16 protein-coding genes are annotated in these 15,112 nt (G+C 56.8%); 7 read left to right on the forward strand and 9 right to left on the reverse strand.

Annotated features, from left to right (window positions below; all coding sequences use genetic code 11):
- Nucleotides 1-31: 31 nt before the first annotated feature.
- The 3 genes from AC0V60_RS05630 to AC0V60_RS05640 form a co-directional block, all read right to left on the reverse strand.
- On the reverse strand, nucleotides 32-412 hold the full coding sequence (locus tag AC0V60_RS05630) for a hypothetical protein (protein ID WP_486177527.1): 381 nt from the start codon (nucleotides 410-412) through the stop codon (nucleotides 32-34).
- Nucleotides 405-2,393 (reverse strand): DNA topoisomerase IV subunit B, encoded by a 1,989-nt coding sequence (gene parE / locus AC0V60_RS05635; protein ID WP_486179449.1) that lies wholly within the window; start codon nucleotides 2,391-2,393, stop codon nucleotides 405-407. Before parE ends, AC0V60_RS05630 begins: the two co-directional genes overlap by 8 nt.
- Nucleotides 2,394-2,500: 107 nt before the next feature.
- Entirely contained in the window at nucleotides 2,501-3,736 is a 1,236-nt protein-coding gene (locus AC0V60_RS05640; protein WP_486177528.1) for a penicillin-binding protein activator, read from the reverse strand.
- A gap of 39 nt (nucleotides 3,737-3,775) precedes the next feature.
- Here AC0V60_RS05640 and rsmI point away from each other — a divergent pair, with 39 nt between their 5' ends.
- From rsmI to gshB, 3 genes are read left to right on the forward strand one after another with little or no spacing between them, the layout of a single operon-like run.
- Nucleotides 3,776-4,633 (forward strand): 16S rRNA (cytidine(1402)-2'-O)-methyltransferase, encoded by an 858-nt coding sequence (rsmI, locus tag AC0V60_RS05645; protein WP_486177529.1) that lies wholly within the window; start codon nucleotides 3,776-3,778, stop codon nucleotides 4,631-4,633.
- Nucleotides 4,630-4,986, forward strand: a complete 357-nt coding sequence (locus AC0V60_RS05650) for a YraN family protein (RefSeq protein ID WP_486177530.1) — start codon at nucleotides 4,630-4,632, stop codon at nucleotides 4,984-4,986. The genes rsmI and AC0V60_RS05650 overlap by 4 nt, the downstream gene beginning before the upstream one ends.
- Nucleotides 4,987-4,997: 11 nt before the next feature.
- A complete protein-coding gene (gene gshB / locus AC0V60_RS05655; RefSeq protein WP_486177531.1) occupies nucleotides 4,998-5,948 on the forward strand; it encodes a glutathione synthase in 951 nt (316 codons plus the stop codon).
- Here the strand turns inward: gshB and AC0V60_RS05660 are convergent.
- Nucleotides 5,945-6,856, reverse strand: coding sequence for a tyrosine recombinase XerC (locus tag AC0V60_RS05660; protein ID WP_486177532.1), 912 nt, complete (start codon nucleotides 6,854-6,856; stop codon nucleotides 5,945-5,947). The genes gshB and AC0V60_RS05660 overlap by 4 nt on opposite strands.
- Nucleotides 6,853-8,004 (reverse strand): radical SAM family heme chaperone HemW, encoded by a 1,152-nt coding sequence (gene hemW, locus AC0V60_RS05665; RefSeq protein WP_486177533.1) that lies wholly within the window; start codon nucleotides 8,002-8,004, stop codon nucleotides 6,853-6,855. The genes AC0V60_RS05660 and hemW overlap by 4 nt, the downstream gene beginning before the upstream one ends.
- Before the next feature lie 174 nt (nucleotides 8,005-8,178).
- Here hemW and AC0V60_RS05670 point away from each other — a divergent pair, with 174 nt between their 5' ends.
- Nucleotides 8,179-8,604 carry a CAP domain-containing protein gene (locus tag AC0V60_RS05670; RefSeq protein WP_486177534.1) on the forward strand — a complete coding sequence of 142 codons (426 nt, stop codon included), beginning with the start codon at nucleotides 8,179-8,181 and terminating at the stop codon, nucleotides 8,602-8,604.
- Here the strand turns inward: AC0V60_RS05670 and rdgB are convergent.
- Entirely contained in the window at nucleotides 8,601-9,236 is a 636-nt protein-coding gene (gene rdgB, locus AC0V60_RS05675; RefSeq protein ID WP_486177535.1) for an RdgB/HAM1 family non-canonical purine NTP pyrophosphatase, read from the reverse strand. The two genes, AC0V60_RS05670 and rdgB, sit on opposite strands and share 4 nt — an antisense overlap.
- Nucleotides 9,221-9,946 carry a ribonuclease PH gene (rph, locus tag AC0V60_RS05680; RefSeq protein ID WP_486177536.1) on the reverse strand — a complete coding sequence of 242 codons (726 nt, stop codon included), beginning with the start codon at nucleotides 9,944-9,946 and terminating at the stop codon, nucleotides 9,221-9,223. Before rph ends, rdgB begins: the two co-directional genes overlap by 16 nt.
- 83 nt (nucleotides 9,947-10,029) lie before the next feature.
- On the opposite strand from rph, the gene hrcA reads away from it, so the two are divergent.
- Entirely contained in the window at nucleotides 10,030-11,094 is a 1,065-nt protein-coding gene (gene hrcA / locus AC0V60_RS05685) for a heat-inducible transcriptional repressor HrcA (RefSeq protein ID WP_486177537.1), read from the forward strand.
- A gap of 20 nt (nucleotides 11,095-11,114) precedes the next feature.
- Nucleotides 11,115-11,705, forward strand: coding sequence for a nucleotide exchange factor GrpE (gene grpE / locus AC0V60_RS05690; RefSeq protein ID WP_486177538.1), 591 nt, complete (start codon nucleotides 11,115-11,117; stop codon nucleotides 11,703-11,705).
- 179 nt (nucleotides 11,706-11,884) lie between these two features.
- Here grpE and AC0V60_RS05695 read toward each other — a convergent pair whose 3' ends face one another.
- Together AC0V60_RS05695 and AC0V60_RS05700 are read right to left on the reverse strand one after the other, a co-directional pair.
- Nucleotides 11,885-12,322 (reverse strand): vgr related protein, encoded by a 438-nt coding sequence (locus AC0V60_RS05695; RefSeq protein ID WP_486177539.1) that lies wholly within the window; start codon nucleotides 12,320-12,322, stop codon nucleotides 11,885-11,887.
- A gap of 101 nt (nucleotides 12,323-12,423) precedes the next feature.
- Nucleotides 12,424-12,906 carry a copper chaperone PCu(A)C gene (locus tag AC0V60_RS05700; protein WP_486177540.1) on the reverse strand — a complete coding sequence of 161 codons (483 nt, stop codon included), beginning with the start codon at nucleotides 12,904-12,906 and terminating at the stop codon, nucleotides 12,424-12,426.
- Between the two features lie 202 nt (nucleotides 12,907-13,108).
- Between AC0V60_RS05700 and dnaK the strand changes: the two genes are divergently transcribed.
- Nucleotides 13,109-15,046: a molecular chaperone DnaK gene (gene dnaK, locus AC0V60_RS05705; protein WP_486177541.1), complete on the forward strand. Its 1,938-nt coding sequence runs from the start codon at nucleotides 13,109-13,111 to the stop codon at nucleotides 15,044-15,046.
- Nucleotides 15,047-15,112: the final 66 nt, after the last annotated feature.

The raw sequence follows: 15,112 nt of genomic DNA on the forward strand, positions 1-15,112 counted from the left end.
GTGATCTCTCTGTCTAAGGCTCTTGGCGAGATTACAGGCTGGCCGCAGCGCCGAGGCACACGAATGCCAGCTGGCTTACCAATACCACAAAGGTCGCGGCCTTCCATGCTGTGCTTGCCGCCTTCATCCCCCGCTCCCACGTCCACATGCCAATCGCGCCAGTCGCGAGACTGCAAAGCGCTATCGTAAGGTAGGCTGATTGCGAGGCGAGGCCGATAAAGATGACGAACAGGACCACCATCTGAACGAGAAAAGCCGCCGCGAACCATGCGATGGGGATGGGCCGATATTTGGCGTCGGGAATATGCCAATCAGGAAGCGCGCTATCAGGCCGAGAGACACGCCGATCACCGGCATAAATATCTTCCTCGCGCGGGTCAGGGTATTCAGGTTTATCGCCGCGATCAGGCATCAATCATATCCCGGTCCATTTCACCCGCTCGGTTTTGGATAAAGTTGAAGCGGTGCTCTGGATTGCGGCCCATCAGTTGGTCGACGAGTTCCTTGACCACGGCGCGCTGTTCAAACTCTTGGGGAAGGGTGATCCTGACTAAGCTTCGCGTCTCCGGGTTCATTGTGGTTTCGCGCAATTGCTGAGGGTTCATTTCACCAAGACCCTTAAACCGCCCAACCTCAACTTTTTTGCCTTTAAACACAGTCGCCTCGAGTTCTGCGCGGTGGGCATCATCGCGGGCATAGCGGCTCTCTTTACCTGCGGTGAGACGGTAGAGCGGGGGCTGGGCCAGGAAGAGGTGCCCTTTGCGGACAATGTCCGGCATTTCTTGAAAGAAGAAGGTCATAAGCAGCGTCGCAATGTGAGCCCCGTCGACGTCCGCATCGGTCATGATAATGATGCGGTCATAGCGAAGGTTTTCCGGATCGCAGTCTTTGCGCGTCCCGCATCCCATCGCTAGGCTCAGGTCAGCGATCTCAGAATTTGCGCGTATTTTGTCAGCCGTTGCGCTCGCAACATTGAGGATCTTGCCTCTGATCGGCAGAATGGCCTGCGTTTTGCGGTCGCGCGCTTGTTTGGCCGAACCGCCGGCAGAATCGCCTTCAACAATGAACAGTTCTGTTTCGCGCTCGCCTTCACCAGAGCAATCGGTCAGCTTGCCGGGAAGGCGCAGTTTCTTCGCATTTGTCGCGGTTTTGCGCTTGATTTCGCGCTCTTGCTTACGCTTCAAACGCTCATCCATGCGCTCCATTACCTCACCAAGGAGCGCCTTGCCGCGGTCCATATTGTCAGTAAGGAAAAGGTCGAACTGATCGCGTACAGCATTTTCGACAAGGCGCACCGCTTCTGGCGAGGTGAGCCTGTCCTTAGTTTGTGACTGAAACTGGGGGTCTCTGATAAAGACGCTGAGCATCATTTCAGATCCGGTCATGACGTCATCAGCGGTGATGTCTTTGGCCTTCTTGACCCCTGTAAGCTCTCCAAAAGCGCGCAGGCCCTTTGTCAAAGCGCCGCGCAGGCCTTGTTCATGGGTTCCGCCATCGGGTGTTGGCACCGTGTTACAATACCAGCTTGTCGAACCATCAGAATACAGCGGCCATGCTATCGCCCACTCGACGCGGCCCTGCTGTGCACCGTCTACCTCGGGAAATTCCTGGCTCCCTGTGAAGGGCTGGGCGGTCACGCATTCGCGCGCTCCCACTTGCTCTGCTAAGTGATCGGCAAGGCCGCCTGGGAATTTGAATACGGCCTCGGCGGGCACATCTTCAGACGCCAAGCTCTCAGCGCATTTCCAGCGGATCTCAACGCCCGCGAACAGATACGCTTTAGACCGGGCGAGTTTGAACAGGCGGCGGGGTTTAAAATCGCGCTGACCGAAGATTTCGGTGTCGGGCGTGAAGACAACTGTTGTGCCCCTGCGATTGGGAGCTGCGCCCACAACCTCGATAGGCCCAAGGGTCTGCCCCTTTGAAAACTTCTGCGCGTAAAGCTGCTTGTCGCGCGCGACCTCGACCCTCGTATCAGAAGAAAGGGCGTTCACGACGCTAATCCCAACACCGTGCAGGCCGCCGCTAGTGGCGTATGCTTTTCCAGAAAATTTGCCGCCAGAGTGAAGGGTGGACAAGATTACCTCAAGCGTAGATTTGCCTGGGAACTTGGGGTGCTCATCCACCGGAATGCCCCGCCCATTGTCCGAAATACTCAGGCGATTGCCTTCTTCGAGCCGGACTTCGATGCGGTTCGCATAACCTGCAACGGCTTCATCCATGGAGTTATCGAGCACCTCGGCCGCGAGGTGATGAAGCGCGCGGTCATCTGTGCCGCCGATATACATGCCAGGGCGGCGGCGAACGGGCTCCAACCCTTCGAGGACCTCAATTGAGGAGGAATCATAGTCACCGCCAGATGCAGGCGCGTTTTCAAACAGATCATCGGACATAGTGCGGGGTATAGGCGCGCACACGCCGCTCTCACAAGGAGCAGCACGCGCGTTTTGCGCCGATATCGCCGGAAATTATCGAAGTTCTGCTTGCTGGTCCGGAGCGTTTACTGAGCGAAGCTGCGCGGCGCTGCCTCGACCGCGACGACCTGATTTCCTTTAACCTGACGCACTTCAAGCGCCCGCTCCGCAACGCCATTGCGCATAAAGCGGAAAGCTCCATCAACCCCAAGAAAGCCGCCGCTGTCATAGAGGCGGGACTTTGGAAAATTGTCGCCGACGCGCCAATCGCGGGCGATACGCAAGGTCAAAAGGACCGCATCATAGCCAAGCGTTGAGATGCGGAACGGTTTTGTGCCAAACCGTGTCTCATAACTGTCTGAGAACCGGCGGAAGCGTCCATCCGAAACCGCCGAGAATATAGCGCCTTCAACCGCTTTTGAGCGCGTGATTGAGCTTTCGCCGCTCCACAATTCGGTTCCCAAAAGGCGCGTGTTTTCTGCGCCTTGGCTGCGCAATTGGCCCGCAGCCTGAAGCGCGAGCCTTGCGCTTTCAGCGATGAGAACCGTGTCATAGCCCCCGCGTTGACGCAGGCGTTGTGCAGCGCCGACAATCGACGTGTTGCCTCGGGCGTAGCGTTCAAACCCAACCAGATTGCCGCCATAGTCGCGCAAAGAGTTTTGCAGGGCGCTGTATGCTTTTTGGCCGTAGTCCCCCTCAGGAAGGATTGCAGCAAAGCTCGTTGATCCATTTGCACGGGCATAGCGCACAGAGCGCGTGATGGATTGTTCAGGCACATGACCCATGACGAAAACATCGCTGCTGGCAACGCCTGCATCGTTTGAGAATGCGATAGATGGGACCCTGGCAGGACGTGCTGCAGCTTGAACGGCAGGTACATTGTCCGCCAAAAGCGGGCCAAGGATGAGCTTGTTACCATCGGCAATCGCTTTCCGAGCAGCGCCGCCTGCCCCTCTTGAGGTGTCGTAAGTTGTAATCCGAATATTTTCAGCATTGGTATCAAGCAGTGCCATGGTCGTCGCATTGGCAAGCGCTTGGCCAACATCTGCAGCCGTGCCGCCCATCGGAACAAGCAATGCCACACGGTGACGCGTTGTATCACTGGGAAGCTGAGTAGCGCTGGGCTGCGGGGTCGGCGCTGGGGGAGGGGCCGTGCGCACCGTATCAGTGCGCGGGACGACCTGACACCCGGCAAGCAGGGCTGCCGAACCTGCAATTGCCAAATTGCGGCGATGAAACGCGCCAGATAGCAACTTCGCCACAACACCAAGCGCTAAACGCACTTTATCCTTGCCGAAAACCGACTTAACCATCCGCTTCATTCTTGAAGACCCTCTAAGCTTTCTCCAAAGGTGGCTATTGTGAACACGCCGCCATCTGAATCATGTGAACCCAAACCTCTTGATCCGGGGTTCTATATCGTCGCAACGCCGATTGGCAATCTTGGCGATGTAACGATCCGTGCGCTCGACGTATTGCGCCGGGTGAGCGTAATTGCCTGTGAAGACACACGAGTAACGGGCAAACTGCTTAAGGCCTATGACATTCCGAGCCGGATGCAGCGTTATGACGACCATGCATCTGCGGCGACGCGCGAGAAGTTGGTAGCAAGAGCGTGTAGCGAAGCGGTTGCTTTGGTGAGTGATGCTGGAACACCGCTGATCTCAGACCCGGGGTATCGGCTGGTGCGTGATGCGAGGGATGCAGGCGTTGATGTTACGACGATCCCTGGGGCATGCGCGGCTGTTGCAGGGCTTACTTTGTCCGGACTTCCTAACGATCGCTTTTTGTTTGCAGGTTTTCTGCCGGTCAAGGAAAAGGCGCGCGCAGATTTGCTTGAAGAGCTTGGCTCGGTTGAGACCACTTTGATCTTTTATGAGACCGGCCCGCGCTTGGTGCGCAGCTTGACCGCGATGGCGCAGGCTTGGCCCAAGCGCGAGATCGCCGTAGCGCGCGAACTGACAAAGCTTCACGAAGAATGCCGACGGGGATTGGCCAAGGAGCTTATCGGACACTTCGACAAACACCCGCCCAGGGGCGAGATTGTGTTGCTTGTGGGACCACCTGCGGATGACGCCAGCGAGATAGACGCAGATGCTCTGTTGCAGTCGGCACTTTCTGAAATGAGCGCGAGTAAAGCAGCTGCCAAAGTTGCCAAAGCCACCGGGCTTGATCGACAAGAGCTTTTTGCGCGCGCCGTCGAATTGAAACAGCGATGAGCGAAAAGCGGATTACAGCGGATCGAAAAGGGCGCGAGGCCGAGGCGCAGGCCGCTCAATTCCTTATGCAGAAAGGGTTCGAAATCTTGGCTGAGCGGCGCAAGACCAAACTTGGTGAGATTGACCTTATTGCCCGCAAAACCGGACTTGTCGTTTTCGCTGAGGTGAAATGGCGCGCGCGCAAAGCTGATCTTGCCACGGCAATAGACGAACACCGATTGGCACGGGTAGCAGCGGCTGTAGAAGTTGTCGCACACGAATATGCTCAGAACGGCGAGGACATCAGGGTTGATGTTATCCTTCTTGCGCCGGGTAGCCGCCCGGCTCACATCGAAAACGCTTGGATGCCTTAGGAAATTTGCACATGACATTGAAGATTGCGGTTCAAATGGACCCTATTGAAAACATCAATATCAAAGGCGACAGCTCGTTTGCGTTGATGCTCGCAGCTCAGGCGCGCGGGTATGAGGTGTTTGAATACCACGTTGAAAGCCTGTCGCTTGATGCCAATGATCGGCTTTACGCTGATTGCTCCCGAGTGACAGTGAAACCGGTGCAGGGTGATCACTTTGAGAAAGGGGAGGCGCAAAGGCTTGATCTAGGGCGCGATATTGACGTGGTCCTGATGCGGCAGGACCCGCCGTTTGATATGGGCTACATCACCGCAACGCACCTGCTGGAGCGGATTAAAGACGAGACGCTGGTGGTGAATGATCCGGTGAGTGTTCGCAATGCGCCTGAAAAGGTCATGGTCCTCGACTACCGCCAGTTTATGCCCCCGACATTGATAACCCGCTCGGTGGATGAAGTCCGCCGGTTCATGGCAGAACACGGCGCGGTGGTGGTGAAACCAATCCACGGCAATGGCGGAAAGGCGATTTTTCGTATCCCGGCTGATGGCGACAATCTAACCGCGCTTTTCGAAGTCTTCAACCAAACATGGCCTGAGCCCCATATGGTGCAGCCGTTCCTTCCCGAAGTGGCAGAAGGCGACAAACGCATCGTCTTGATCGACGGCGAGGTGGCAGGCGCGATCAACCGCATTCCGGGCGAGGGCGAGTTTCGCTCAAACCTTGCCATGGGCGGCAGTGCTGAGAAGTCCGACCTGACCGAGCGCGAACTTGAAATCTGCGACGCGATGGGGCCAGAGCTCAAACGCTTGGGACTGACCTTTGTGGGGATTGATGTGATAGGCGGCAAATGGCTCACCGAGATCAACGTGACCTCGCCCACGGGGATCGTGGCGATTTCCGAGTTTGACGGGACGGATCTGGCCGGGATGATCTGGGACGCGATTGAGGCGCGGTTGAACTAATCGCTTACCCGCGATTTGCGCGCTCTTGGATGTGCGCCTCGGTACGTCTCCAGCAAACTCGCAGCATCGACCTTCGTATAAATCTGCGTTGAGCCCAGAGATGCATGCCCCAAAAGCTCCTGCAAAGACCGCAAATCCGCACCCGCACTCAGCAAATGTGTCGCAAAGCTGTGCCGCAAGGCGTGGGGTGTTGCCGTATCCGGTAAACCCAATGCCCGCCGCGCTTTGGCCATCGCCTTTTGCACCATGCCAGGGGAGAGCGGCCCGCCTTTTGCGCCTTTAAAAAGCGCCTCGTCCGCGTCCATTGGATAAGGGCATTGGCCTGCATATTCTGCCACAGCTTCTGCCGTGATCGGCAGGATAGGCACGACCCTTTGCTTACCACCTTTGCCCATTACCATAAGCGTCTCACCCATTGGCACATCGCGGCCTTGCAGGGACAGCGCCTCGGCTATTCGCAGGCCGGAGCCGTACATGAGCAGCAAGACCGCACGGTCGCGCGCACCGATCCAGTCCTCTGCCGCTGTCCCGTCGATCAGGTCAGCGATGTTGACTGCATCATCAGGCGTCACAGGGCGGGGCAGCCCCTTTTTAAGCCGAGGTCCTCGCAGCCGTGGAGCGGCCGGATCTGGGTCGCCGCTTTGTGCTCTAGCAAAGGCGATAAATGATTTGAGCGCTGACAGTTCGCGTGCAGCGCTGGTATTGGCAAGTCCCTCTGAACGTCTTGCCGCCAAATGAGACCTGAGGTCTGCCGCTTCCACCTCGGCAATATCGGTCCATGAGTTTGCGCCCTTGGCATGCACCAAACGCTGAGCCGCTGCGACATATGCTCTGACAGTATGCGGCGAGCGCCGCTTGGCATCGGTGAGATGCGCGCGCCAAGCAGCGATAATCTGAGGCGCCTTCACGCTAGCACCAAGTCTTCAGAAACTACCTCGCCCAGAAGCGCATCGAGAAGGGGCAATCCTTTTGCTGTGACCCCGGCTCGCGTGCCGTCTCTCCAGAAAAAATCAAGGGACACCATCTGTTCAAGCTTATCGGTTTTGACCAACGAGGTGGGCGGCAAACCGAAGCGCTTTGCAATAACGCCAAGATCAATCCCTTCGACTAAGCGAAGGCCCATCAAAAGCGCCTCTGCTGCTTGCTCTGACGTCCTCAGGCTCTGTTGCACATTGATCCCGTGCCCCTTTTCCAGGATGGCGCGCAGATAATTTTCTGGTTTCTTGTGCCGCGTCGTCGCGAACCCATCTCGTCTGCCATGCGCGCCCGGGCCGATTCCGGCGTAATCCTGATACCGCCAATAGGTGAGGTTGTGTCGGCTCTCCTCGCCCGGCTTTGCGTGGTTGCTGATCTCGTAGGCGGGCACGCCTTTGGCAGCAGTCATCTCCTGCGTAATATCAAAAAGTTCGGCGGCAGCATCGTCATTCAGTGGCTCAAATACTCCGCGGCGCACATCTGTTGCAAAACGTGTTCCGGGCTCAATGGTAAGTTGATAGAGCGAGAGATGCGAAGTCCCCAGGCTCAGCGCGCGGGTTAATCGCGCCTCCCACGCCCGAGGTGTTTGATCGGGCAGGGCGTAGATCAAATCGAAGGTCACACGCCCAAAGTGCTCCTGCGCCACATTCAGGGCCGCCAATGCCTCTTCAGCGCCGTGCAGCCGCCCGAGCCACAAAAGCTCTTCATTGTCGAGTGATTGAACCCCGAGCGAGATCCGGTTGACGCCTGCGTTCGCCAAACCTGCGAAGTTGGCGGCTTCGACCGAGGAGGGGTTGGCCTCTAACGTGATTTCGATCGATGCATCAAAGCCCCAAAGCGCCTCTGCCTCAACGAGCAATTGCCCGACCACTTTGGGCGGCATCAGTGAAGGGGTTCCTCCGCCAAAGAAGATTGACGTCAAAGGACCGCTGCGCGCCGCTTTGGCCTCGGCGCGCATATCCGTCAGCAACGCCTTTGCCCAAACCTCATGATCCACCCTCGCTCGGATGTGACTGTTGAAGTCGCAATAAGGACACTTTTTGGCGCAAAATGGCCAATGGATGTAAAGTGCGCGGGCCAAGTTTGAGCTTTCAGTCTTTCGTTAAGGATTGCGTGCGCATTACCTAGGGCATGAAGACGCCTGCTACAATTCTGTCCGCATTGGGAGCTATAGTTTTAAGCTTTGGCGCCTCTGTCGCGGAGGCCAAAGATGGTCTTTCACGCGAGCAATCTGATTGGCTTGACGCTCATAACGATGCGCGCGAGATCCTTTGGTACGGCGCCGCTTCGTTGGTCGAAAGAGCTTGAACGCGGTGCCCGCCGTTGGGCTGACCGGCTTGCTCGTGAGAACACCATGCGCCATTCGCCGCAAGATACGCGCGGGCGTACGGGTGAGAACCTTTGGATGGGAACAAGCGGATATTTTACCGCGCGCGGCATGATCCAGTTTTTTGTCGATGAACAGCGGTATTTCCGGGCTGGCCGGTTTCCGCAGGTCTCCGCCACTGGCCGGTGGTCAGACGTCGGACACTACACCCAAATTGTATGGGGTGAGACCCGCGAGGTTGGCTGCGCCAAATCCAGCAATGCGCACAATGATGTGCTTGTGTGCCGTTATTATCCCGGCGGCAATGTTCTAGGGCAAATGATCGCGCCGCAGCGTCAGGTTGCGAAGCGCTAGCCCCCGAACTGATCCGCGACAAGTTTTGCAAAAGCATCGGCCCTATGGCTTATTCTGTGCTTCTCGGATGGCTCGATTTCAGCAAATGTCTGTGCACCGCTGAGGGCAGACGGCACAAACACCGGATCATAGCCAAAGCCCATTTGCCCTCGCGGGGGCCAAGTGAGCGCGCCTTTGCATCGCCCTTCGAATACGGCATGCTCGCTGTCCGGCCAAGCGATTGCAAGAACGCAGTGGAAGGCAGCGCTCCGGTCGGTATCCCGGCCCAGCTGCTGAAGCATGCCTTCAACCTTGCCCATCGCCATGTACCAATCACGGCCCGGATCACCTTCAAACCATTGCCGTTCAGCCCAATCGGCGGTGTACACGCCGGGGCGACCTTCTAAAGCATCAACGCCAAGTCCGCTGTCATCAGCAAGCGCAACAAGTCCGGAAGCCTCCGCAGCAGCGCGCGCCTTGATAAGCGCATTTTCCACGAAGGTCTTGCCAGTTTCAGGTGGCTCAGGCAGTCCCAAGGACCCGGCAGATATGCACTTCAATCCATAAGGATCGAGCAGCGCCGAGATTTCCTTGAGCTTGCCTTCATTGTGGGTCGCAATAACCAACGACCCGCCGCCTAGCTTGCGTGGCACTTTGTCGCTTCCAATTGCGCCTTGAAGATCGCATCGCAGCCAATGTTTGCGAGACGCAAAAGGCGCAAAAGGCCTTCTTCGTCGTAAGTTGCGCCCTCAGCGGTCGCTTGAACCTCTGCAATTTGCCCGCCGTCGATCAAAACGAAGTTTGCATCGGCATCCGCATCGCTGTCCTCTGGATAGTCGAGATCGAGGACCGGCGTGCCTTTGTAAATCCCGCAAGAGATCGCTGCGACCTGTGCGGTGATGGGATCTTCTTTGATAGCGCCCGCTTCCATCAGCGAATTGACCGCGAGCCTTAAAGCGACCCATGCGCCAGAGATCGAGGCGGTGCGAGTGCCGCCGTCGGCCTGGATAACATCGCAGTCGAGCGTGATCTGACGCTCGCCCAGCTTTTTAAGGTCCACGACCGCGCGTAAAGAACGCCCTATAAGCCGCTGAATTTCCTGTGTACGGCCAGATTGCTTACCTCGAGCAGCTTCGCGTGATCCGCGCGTGTGCGTTGCGCGAGGAAGCATAGAATACTCGCCCGTCACCCAGCCTTCACTTTTTCCGCGGAGCCAAGGCGGAATGCGTTCTTCAACAGACGCGGTACACAGCACGCGTGTATCGCCAAAGCTGATCAGGCAAGAGCCCTCTGCGTGTTTGGTAAAACCGGTCTCGATAGTGATAGCGCGCATTTCATCCGCGCTACGTCCTGAAGGGCGCATTATGGGACTCCGAATTAGATTTTCTGAAAGCCAAGTGACAGCCAACTCTTGCCGCTGCAAGCGCAAACACTAAGAATGAGAGCATGAGCGGTCCATCCATCACAGAACTCACAAGCCGAGCGCGCGATATTTTTCAGCGGGTGGTGGAAGAGTATATCGAAAACGGGCAACCTGTCGGCTCGAAAACCTTGGCCGCTGACGGGGCGCTCAATCTGTCACCTGCATCCATCCGGTCCGTTTTGGCGGAACTTGAAGGGTTAGGCTTTCTTGCTGCACCCCACACCAGTGCAGGCAGAATGCCCACGGACGCAGGACTTCGTATCTTTGTCGACGGTATGATGCGCGTGGCCGAACCATCGCGCAACGAACAAGCTCAGATTGAGGCGCGCATCGCCGAAAGCGGACCGGTTGAGCAGGCATTGCAGCAGACAAGCGCCCTTTTGTCGGAATTGTCGGGCGCAGCGGGCATGGTGATGGTGCCAACCCGCGAACAGCGCCTTTCTCAATTCAGCCTGGTTGATCTGGGGAAAGGGCGGGCGCTTGCGGTTCTGGTGGGAGACGACGGAGGCGTCGAAAACCGTGTTGTCGAGTTCGGACTTTCGCAAACGGGCTCGCTTGAGGCGGCCAGCAATTACATCAATGCGCACCTTGGCGGGCGCACGCTTGCCGAAGCTGCCGGTGCAATGCGCAAAGAGATCAAGGCGGGAAAAAGCCAGCTTGATGCAGCGAGCCGGGACCTGGTTGAACGCGGCCTTGCGGTGTGGAGCGAAGATGCGAACGAACGCCCTGTCCTTATCGTGCGGGGTGCCTCAAATCTGATCGACGAGACAGCGATGAGCGATATCGAGCGTGTACGATCGCTGCTCGATGATCTGGAAGACAAACAGTCCGTTGCGACGCTTTTAGAAAGCGCAAGAGAGGCCGATGCGACGCGCATTTTCATCGGCAGCGAGAACCGACTGTTCGGTCTTTCAGGCTCTTCTGTGATCGCCTCACCGTACCGCGATATGGAGGGCAGGGTGGTCGGCGTTCTGGGGGTGATTGGCCCCACACGCTTGAATTACGCCCGCGTGGTCCCCATGGTGGATTTAACGGCCCGTTCGCTAAGCAAATCGCTTGGTGGATCATTGGGCAAACTGATCGCGTAAACCGCAGGAAAATTAGACACATGAACGACGAAAATAAGCCGCAGGACGATGCGGCGGCTGAAGCTGAACTAAAAGGCGTGCCCGAGGAATTTCTCGAAGATGGGGGCTGCGAGGCACAAGATGACAGTGCAGATGCTATGGCTGAGGCGCTCGACGGCCTGCGCGGTGATTTAGAGGCCGCCAAACAAGACGTCCTTTACGCAAAGGCCGAAGCGCAAAATGTGCGCCGCCGCGCTGAAAAGGACATTCAGGATGCGCGCAACTATTCAGCCACCGGATTTGCGCGCGATGTGCTGAGTGTTTGGGACAACCTCAGCCGCGCGGTCGATGCCATCCCTGATTCTTTGCGCGAAGATGAAAAGATGAAAGGTCTTGTAGTCGGCCTCGAGGCAACCCAGCGCGAGCTTGAGAAAGTGTTCAAACAGCACGGGGTTGAACGTGTCGCCGCCGTTGGTATGCCGCTTGACCCCAATCAGCATCAAGCAATGATGGAAATCCCCTCCAACGACCACGAAGCGGGCACAGTAATTCAAGAGATGCAATCAGGCTGGGTAATCAAAGACCGCTTGCTGCGCCCTGCAATGGTGGGCGTCGCCAAAAAGCCGGATTGATCAATTTGTGAGCGGGTCTGGGGCCTTTATCGGACTGGCATTTATTGGGCTGGTGGCTTTGCTGCTTTGGGAGCAGGATTTGACGTCGCGAGATACTACGAATGCTCTCGTAGTGTTGAATATGGGGAGCCAATCACCCTAGCTTTCACCGAATTGCTGGATACGATGATTGGCGGCGGTTAGCTCTTCGTTGCTCCCGGGAACTGGACAAGTCTGTCATACGCAGCCTTGTCACCAACCCCCGGTATCTGCGCCCCGCGCCGCAGTAGAAATGCGTGTTTCACAATCTCGGCTTGCTGCTCAATTCCATAGGCAGCCAGCGGCGCGCCGGGTTTGAGCGAATAGGTGTAGCTGCAAAAGGGATGCCGGTGGAGGATAAGATACCAGCGCCCTCGTGTTTGTGTCTGCCAGACGTGCGTCAGTTCGTGGATGAAGAACGCCTGCACCTGCAGCGCGGCAGCGGCAAAATCATCGCAATAGGCATGCCCGCTGGGGTGGAAATACATGTGGCCATTGGGCGCCATGGTTATGCGGCGCGGTTGAAATGGCCACCATTTGCGGCGTTTGATCCGAACACTGCTGTAGTCAATTGCATCGCCAAAAATGGTTTTGGCCATAGTAATTTCGCCTATGGTCATGCTCCGCTCACCGCCAACCGGGCATTGCAGGGCCAAAGTATCTGCCTGCACCGATCGTTCAGTTGAAGGTGATGTGATGCTCAGCGCTCGTCTCCTGCGCTGCGTACTTCTGCTTGGAACGTCGTTTTAGTCCCATCAGACATGGAAAGCGTCACTCGCACCGTTTCCCTCGCCTTAATCTCCGCAGGGACACCCATCGCCATGACGTGCAGTCCGCCCGGCTCGAACTCGGCGGTCTCACCTGGAATAAGCTCTAAGCCCTCGACCTCGTTCATGATCATGCCATTTTCGGCGGCCTGAGTCCGGTGGATCATCGTATCCATCGCCCCCTCAACCGAGACACTTTCCAGCGTGAGTGCCGTATCTGCCGCGTAGGTAATATCGAAATACACCGCCGCAGGATTGCCCGACACAGGCGATAAAACCAAGCGCGGGTTTGCTATGTTTACGCCCTCAACCAATGCGTCAGTAGCGTTTTCGTCCAAGGCCTCTGGTCCGCTTGCTGCTGGCTGGCACGCACCGAGCAGGATTGCCGCTACAAGGCTCATCGCGATATTTCTCATTTCGGTTCCCATTTTAGGCGCGGATGGCGGGGCAAGGAAAATCGCCCTCGCTTGTGGATGATGCAAAAAGTAGGGGCCACAGTGCCTTGTGCCAAGCAAAACCGCACCTATATCCGCCTCATATTCGAGCCGCCGAGCTGTCTCGCCGCTTAAGGGAGGCACAAAGGCGCGGTGTCCAACAATGTACTAGGATCGACATAATATGGGTAAAGTAATCGGTATCGACCTTGGCACGACCAACAGCTGTGTCTCGGTTATGGATGGTGGCAAACCAAAGGTCATCGAAAATTCGGAAGGTGCACGCACAACGCCTTCGATTGTGGCTTTCACCAAAGACGGTGAGCGTCTGATCGGTCAGCCGGCCAAGCGCCAGGCAGTCACCAATCCCGACAATACTCTTTTCGCAATCAAGCGCCTTATCGGCCGCCGTTTCGACGACCCGCTGACCAAGAAGGACAAGGAGATCGTCCCTTACGACATCGTCAAAGGTAAAAACGGCGATGCTTGGGTGGAAGCGAATGGCGATGACTATTCGCCATCACAAATCTCTGCCTTTATTCTGCAAAAGATGAAGGAAACCGCTGAGAGCTATCTTGGCGAAACCGTTACGCAGGCGGTTGTGACCGTTCCAGCTTACTTCAACGATGCACAGCGTCAGGCGACCAAAGACGCAGGCGAAATCGCTGGCCTCGAAGTCCTTCGTATTATCAACGAGCCGACTGCTGCTGCCCTTGCTTACGGCATGGACAAGGAAGACGGCAAAACTATCGCTGTTTACGACCTTGGCGGCGGTACGTTTGACGTCTCGATCCTTGAGATTGGCGACGGCGTTTTCGAAGTGAAATCGACTAATGGCGACACCTTCCTTGGCGGTGAAGATTTCGACAATGCGATTGTTGAACACCTGGCCGATGCCTTCCAGAAAAAAGAAAACATGGACCTGAAAGCCGACAAGCTCGCGCTTCAGCGTCTTAAGGAAGCGGCAGAAAAGGCCAAAATTGAGCTTTCATCCTCGGCTACAACCGAAGTGAACCTGCCCTTCATCACCGCACGCATGGAAGGCGGCGCATCTACTCCGCTTCATCTTGTTGAAACCATCAGCCGCGCTGACCTTGAAAAGCTCGTCGGCGGTCTGATCGACCGCACGCTGGAGCCTTGTAAGAAAGCTCTCAAAGACGCTGGCGTATCCAAAAGCGAGATCGACGAGGTTATCCTTGTCGGCGGTATGACCCGTATGCCGCGCGTTCGCGAAGTGGTTGAGAAGTTCTTTGAAGCCAAGCCCCACACCGGCGTGAACCCGGACGAAGTTGTCGCCATGGGTGCCGCTATTCAAGCGGGCGTTCTTCAGGGCGACGTTAAAGACGTTCTGCTTCTCGACGTGACCCCGTTGTCACTCGGCATTGAAACGCTGGGCGGTGTCTTTACCCGGATGATCGACCGCAACACGACGATCCCGACGAAAAAGACGCAAACCTATTCAACCGCCGAAGACAATCAGAACGCCGTGACGATTAAAGTCTTCCAAGGTGAGCGTGAGATGGCCGCGGACAATAAAATCCTCGGCAATTTCGACCTCGTCGGCATTCCGCCAGCACCGCGCGGTGTGCCTCAGATCGAAGTGACCTTCGACATTGACGCAAACGGCATTGTCTCGGTTGCGGCGAAAGACAAAGGCACGGGCAAAGAGCAGACCATCAAGATCCAGGCCTCTGGCGGTCTTTCCGACAGCGACATCGACCAGATGGTCCAGGACGCTGAGAAGTTTGCCGAAGAAGACAAGAAGCGCCGTGCAGGTGCGGAAGCTCGTAACCAGGCGGACAGCCTTGTCCACGCGACTGAAAAGCAGATTGCGGACAATGGCGACAAGATCGACGCCGAGACCAAGACTGCCGTTGAGGAAGCAATCGCTGCGACCAAGACTGCGCTTGAAGGCGACGATCCTGAAGAGATCAACGCAAAGGCTCAAGAGCTGACGCAGGCCGCCATGAAAATGGGCGAGCAGATCTACAAGCAAGAGCAGGATGCTCAGGCTGCGGAAACGCCTGCGGGCGACGAGCCTAGCGCTGCTGACGAAGCCGATGAGGACGTTGTTGATGCCGAGTTTTCGGAAGTCGACGACGAGAAGAAAGACAAAGAGTAAACTTTGCGATCCCCCTGCCCTGAGCCAGCGTAATGCGGCTTAGGGCAGGGCGGTCTAAAGGGCATT

The organism is Erythrobacter sp. S259 (assembly GCF_057364965.1).

Coding starts and splice junctions, on each gene's coding strand:
- AC0V60_RS05630 (WP_486177527.1), bottom strand. CDS start 412: ATGCCTGATCGCGGCGATAAACCTGAATACCCTGACCCGCGCGAGGAA.
- gshB (WP_486177531.1), top strand. CDS start 4,998: ATGACATTGAAGATTGCGGTTCAAATGGACCCTATTGAAAACATCAAT.
- parE (WP_486179449.1), bottom strand. CDS start 2,393: ATGTCCGATGATCTGTTTGAAAACGCGCCTGCATCTGGCGGTGACTAT.
- hrcA (WP_486177537.1), top strand. CDS start 10,030: ATGAGCGGTCCATCCATCACAGAACTCACAAGCCGAGCGCGCGATATT.
- rph (WP_486177536.1), bottom strand. CDS start 9,946: ATGCGCCCTTCAGGACGTAGCGCGGATGAAATGCGCGCTATCACTATC.
- AC0V60_RS05640 (WP_486177528.1), bottom strand. CDS start 3,736: ATGAAGCGGATGGTTAAGTCGGTTTTCGGCAAGGATAAAGTGCGTTTA.
- dnaK (WP_486177541.1), top strand. CDS start 13,109: ATGGGTAAAGTAATCGGTATCGACCTTGGCACGACCAACAGCTGTGTC.
- grpE (WP_486177538.1), top strand. CDS start 11,115: ATGAACGACGAAAATAAGCCGCAGGACGATGCGGCGGCTGAAGCTGAA.
- AC0V60_RS05650 (WP_486177530.1), top strand. CDS start 4,630: ATGAGCGAAAAGCGGATTACAGCGGATCGAAAAGGGCGCGAGGCCGAG.
- AC0V60_RS05670 (WP_486177534.1), top strand. CDS start 8,179: ATGCGCGCGAGATCCTTTGGTACGGCGCCGCTTCGTTGGTCGAAAGAG.
- AC0V60_RS05700 (WP_486177540.1), bottom strand. CDS start 12,906: ATGAGAAATATCGCGATGAGCCTTGTAGCGGCAATCCTGCTCGGTGCG.
- AC0V60_RS05695 (WP_486177539.1), bottom strand. CDS start 12,322: ATGGCCAAAACCATTTTTGGCGATGCAATTGACTACAGCAGTGTTCGG.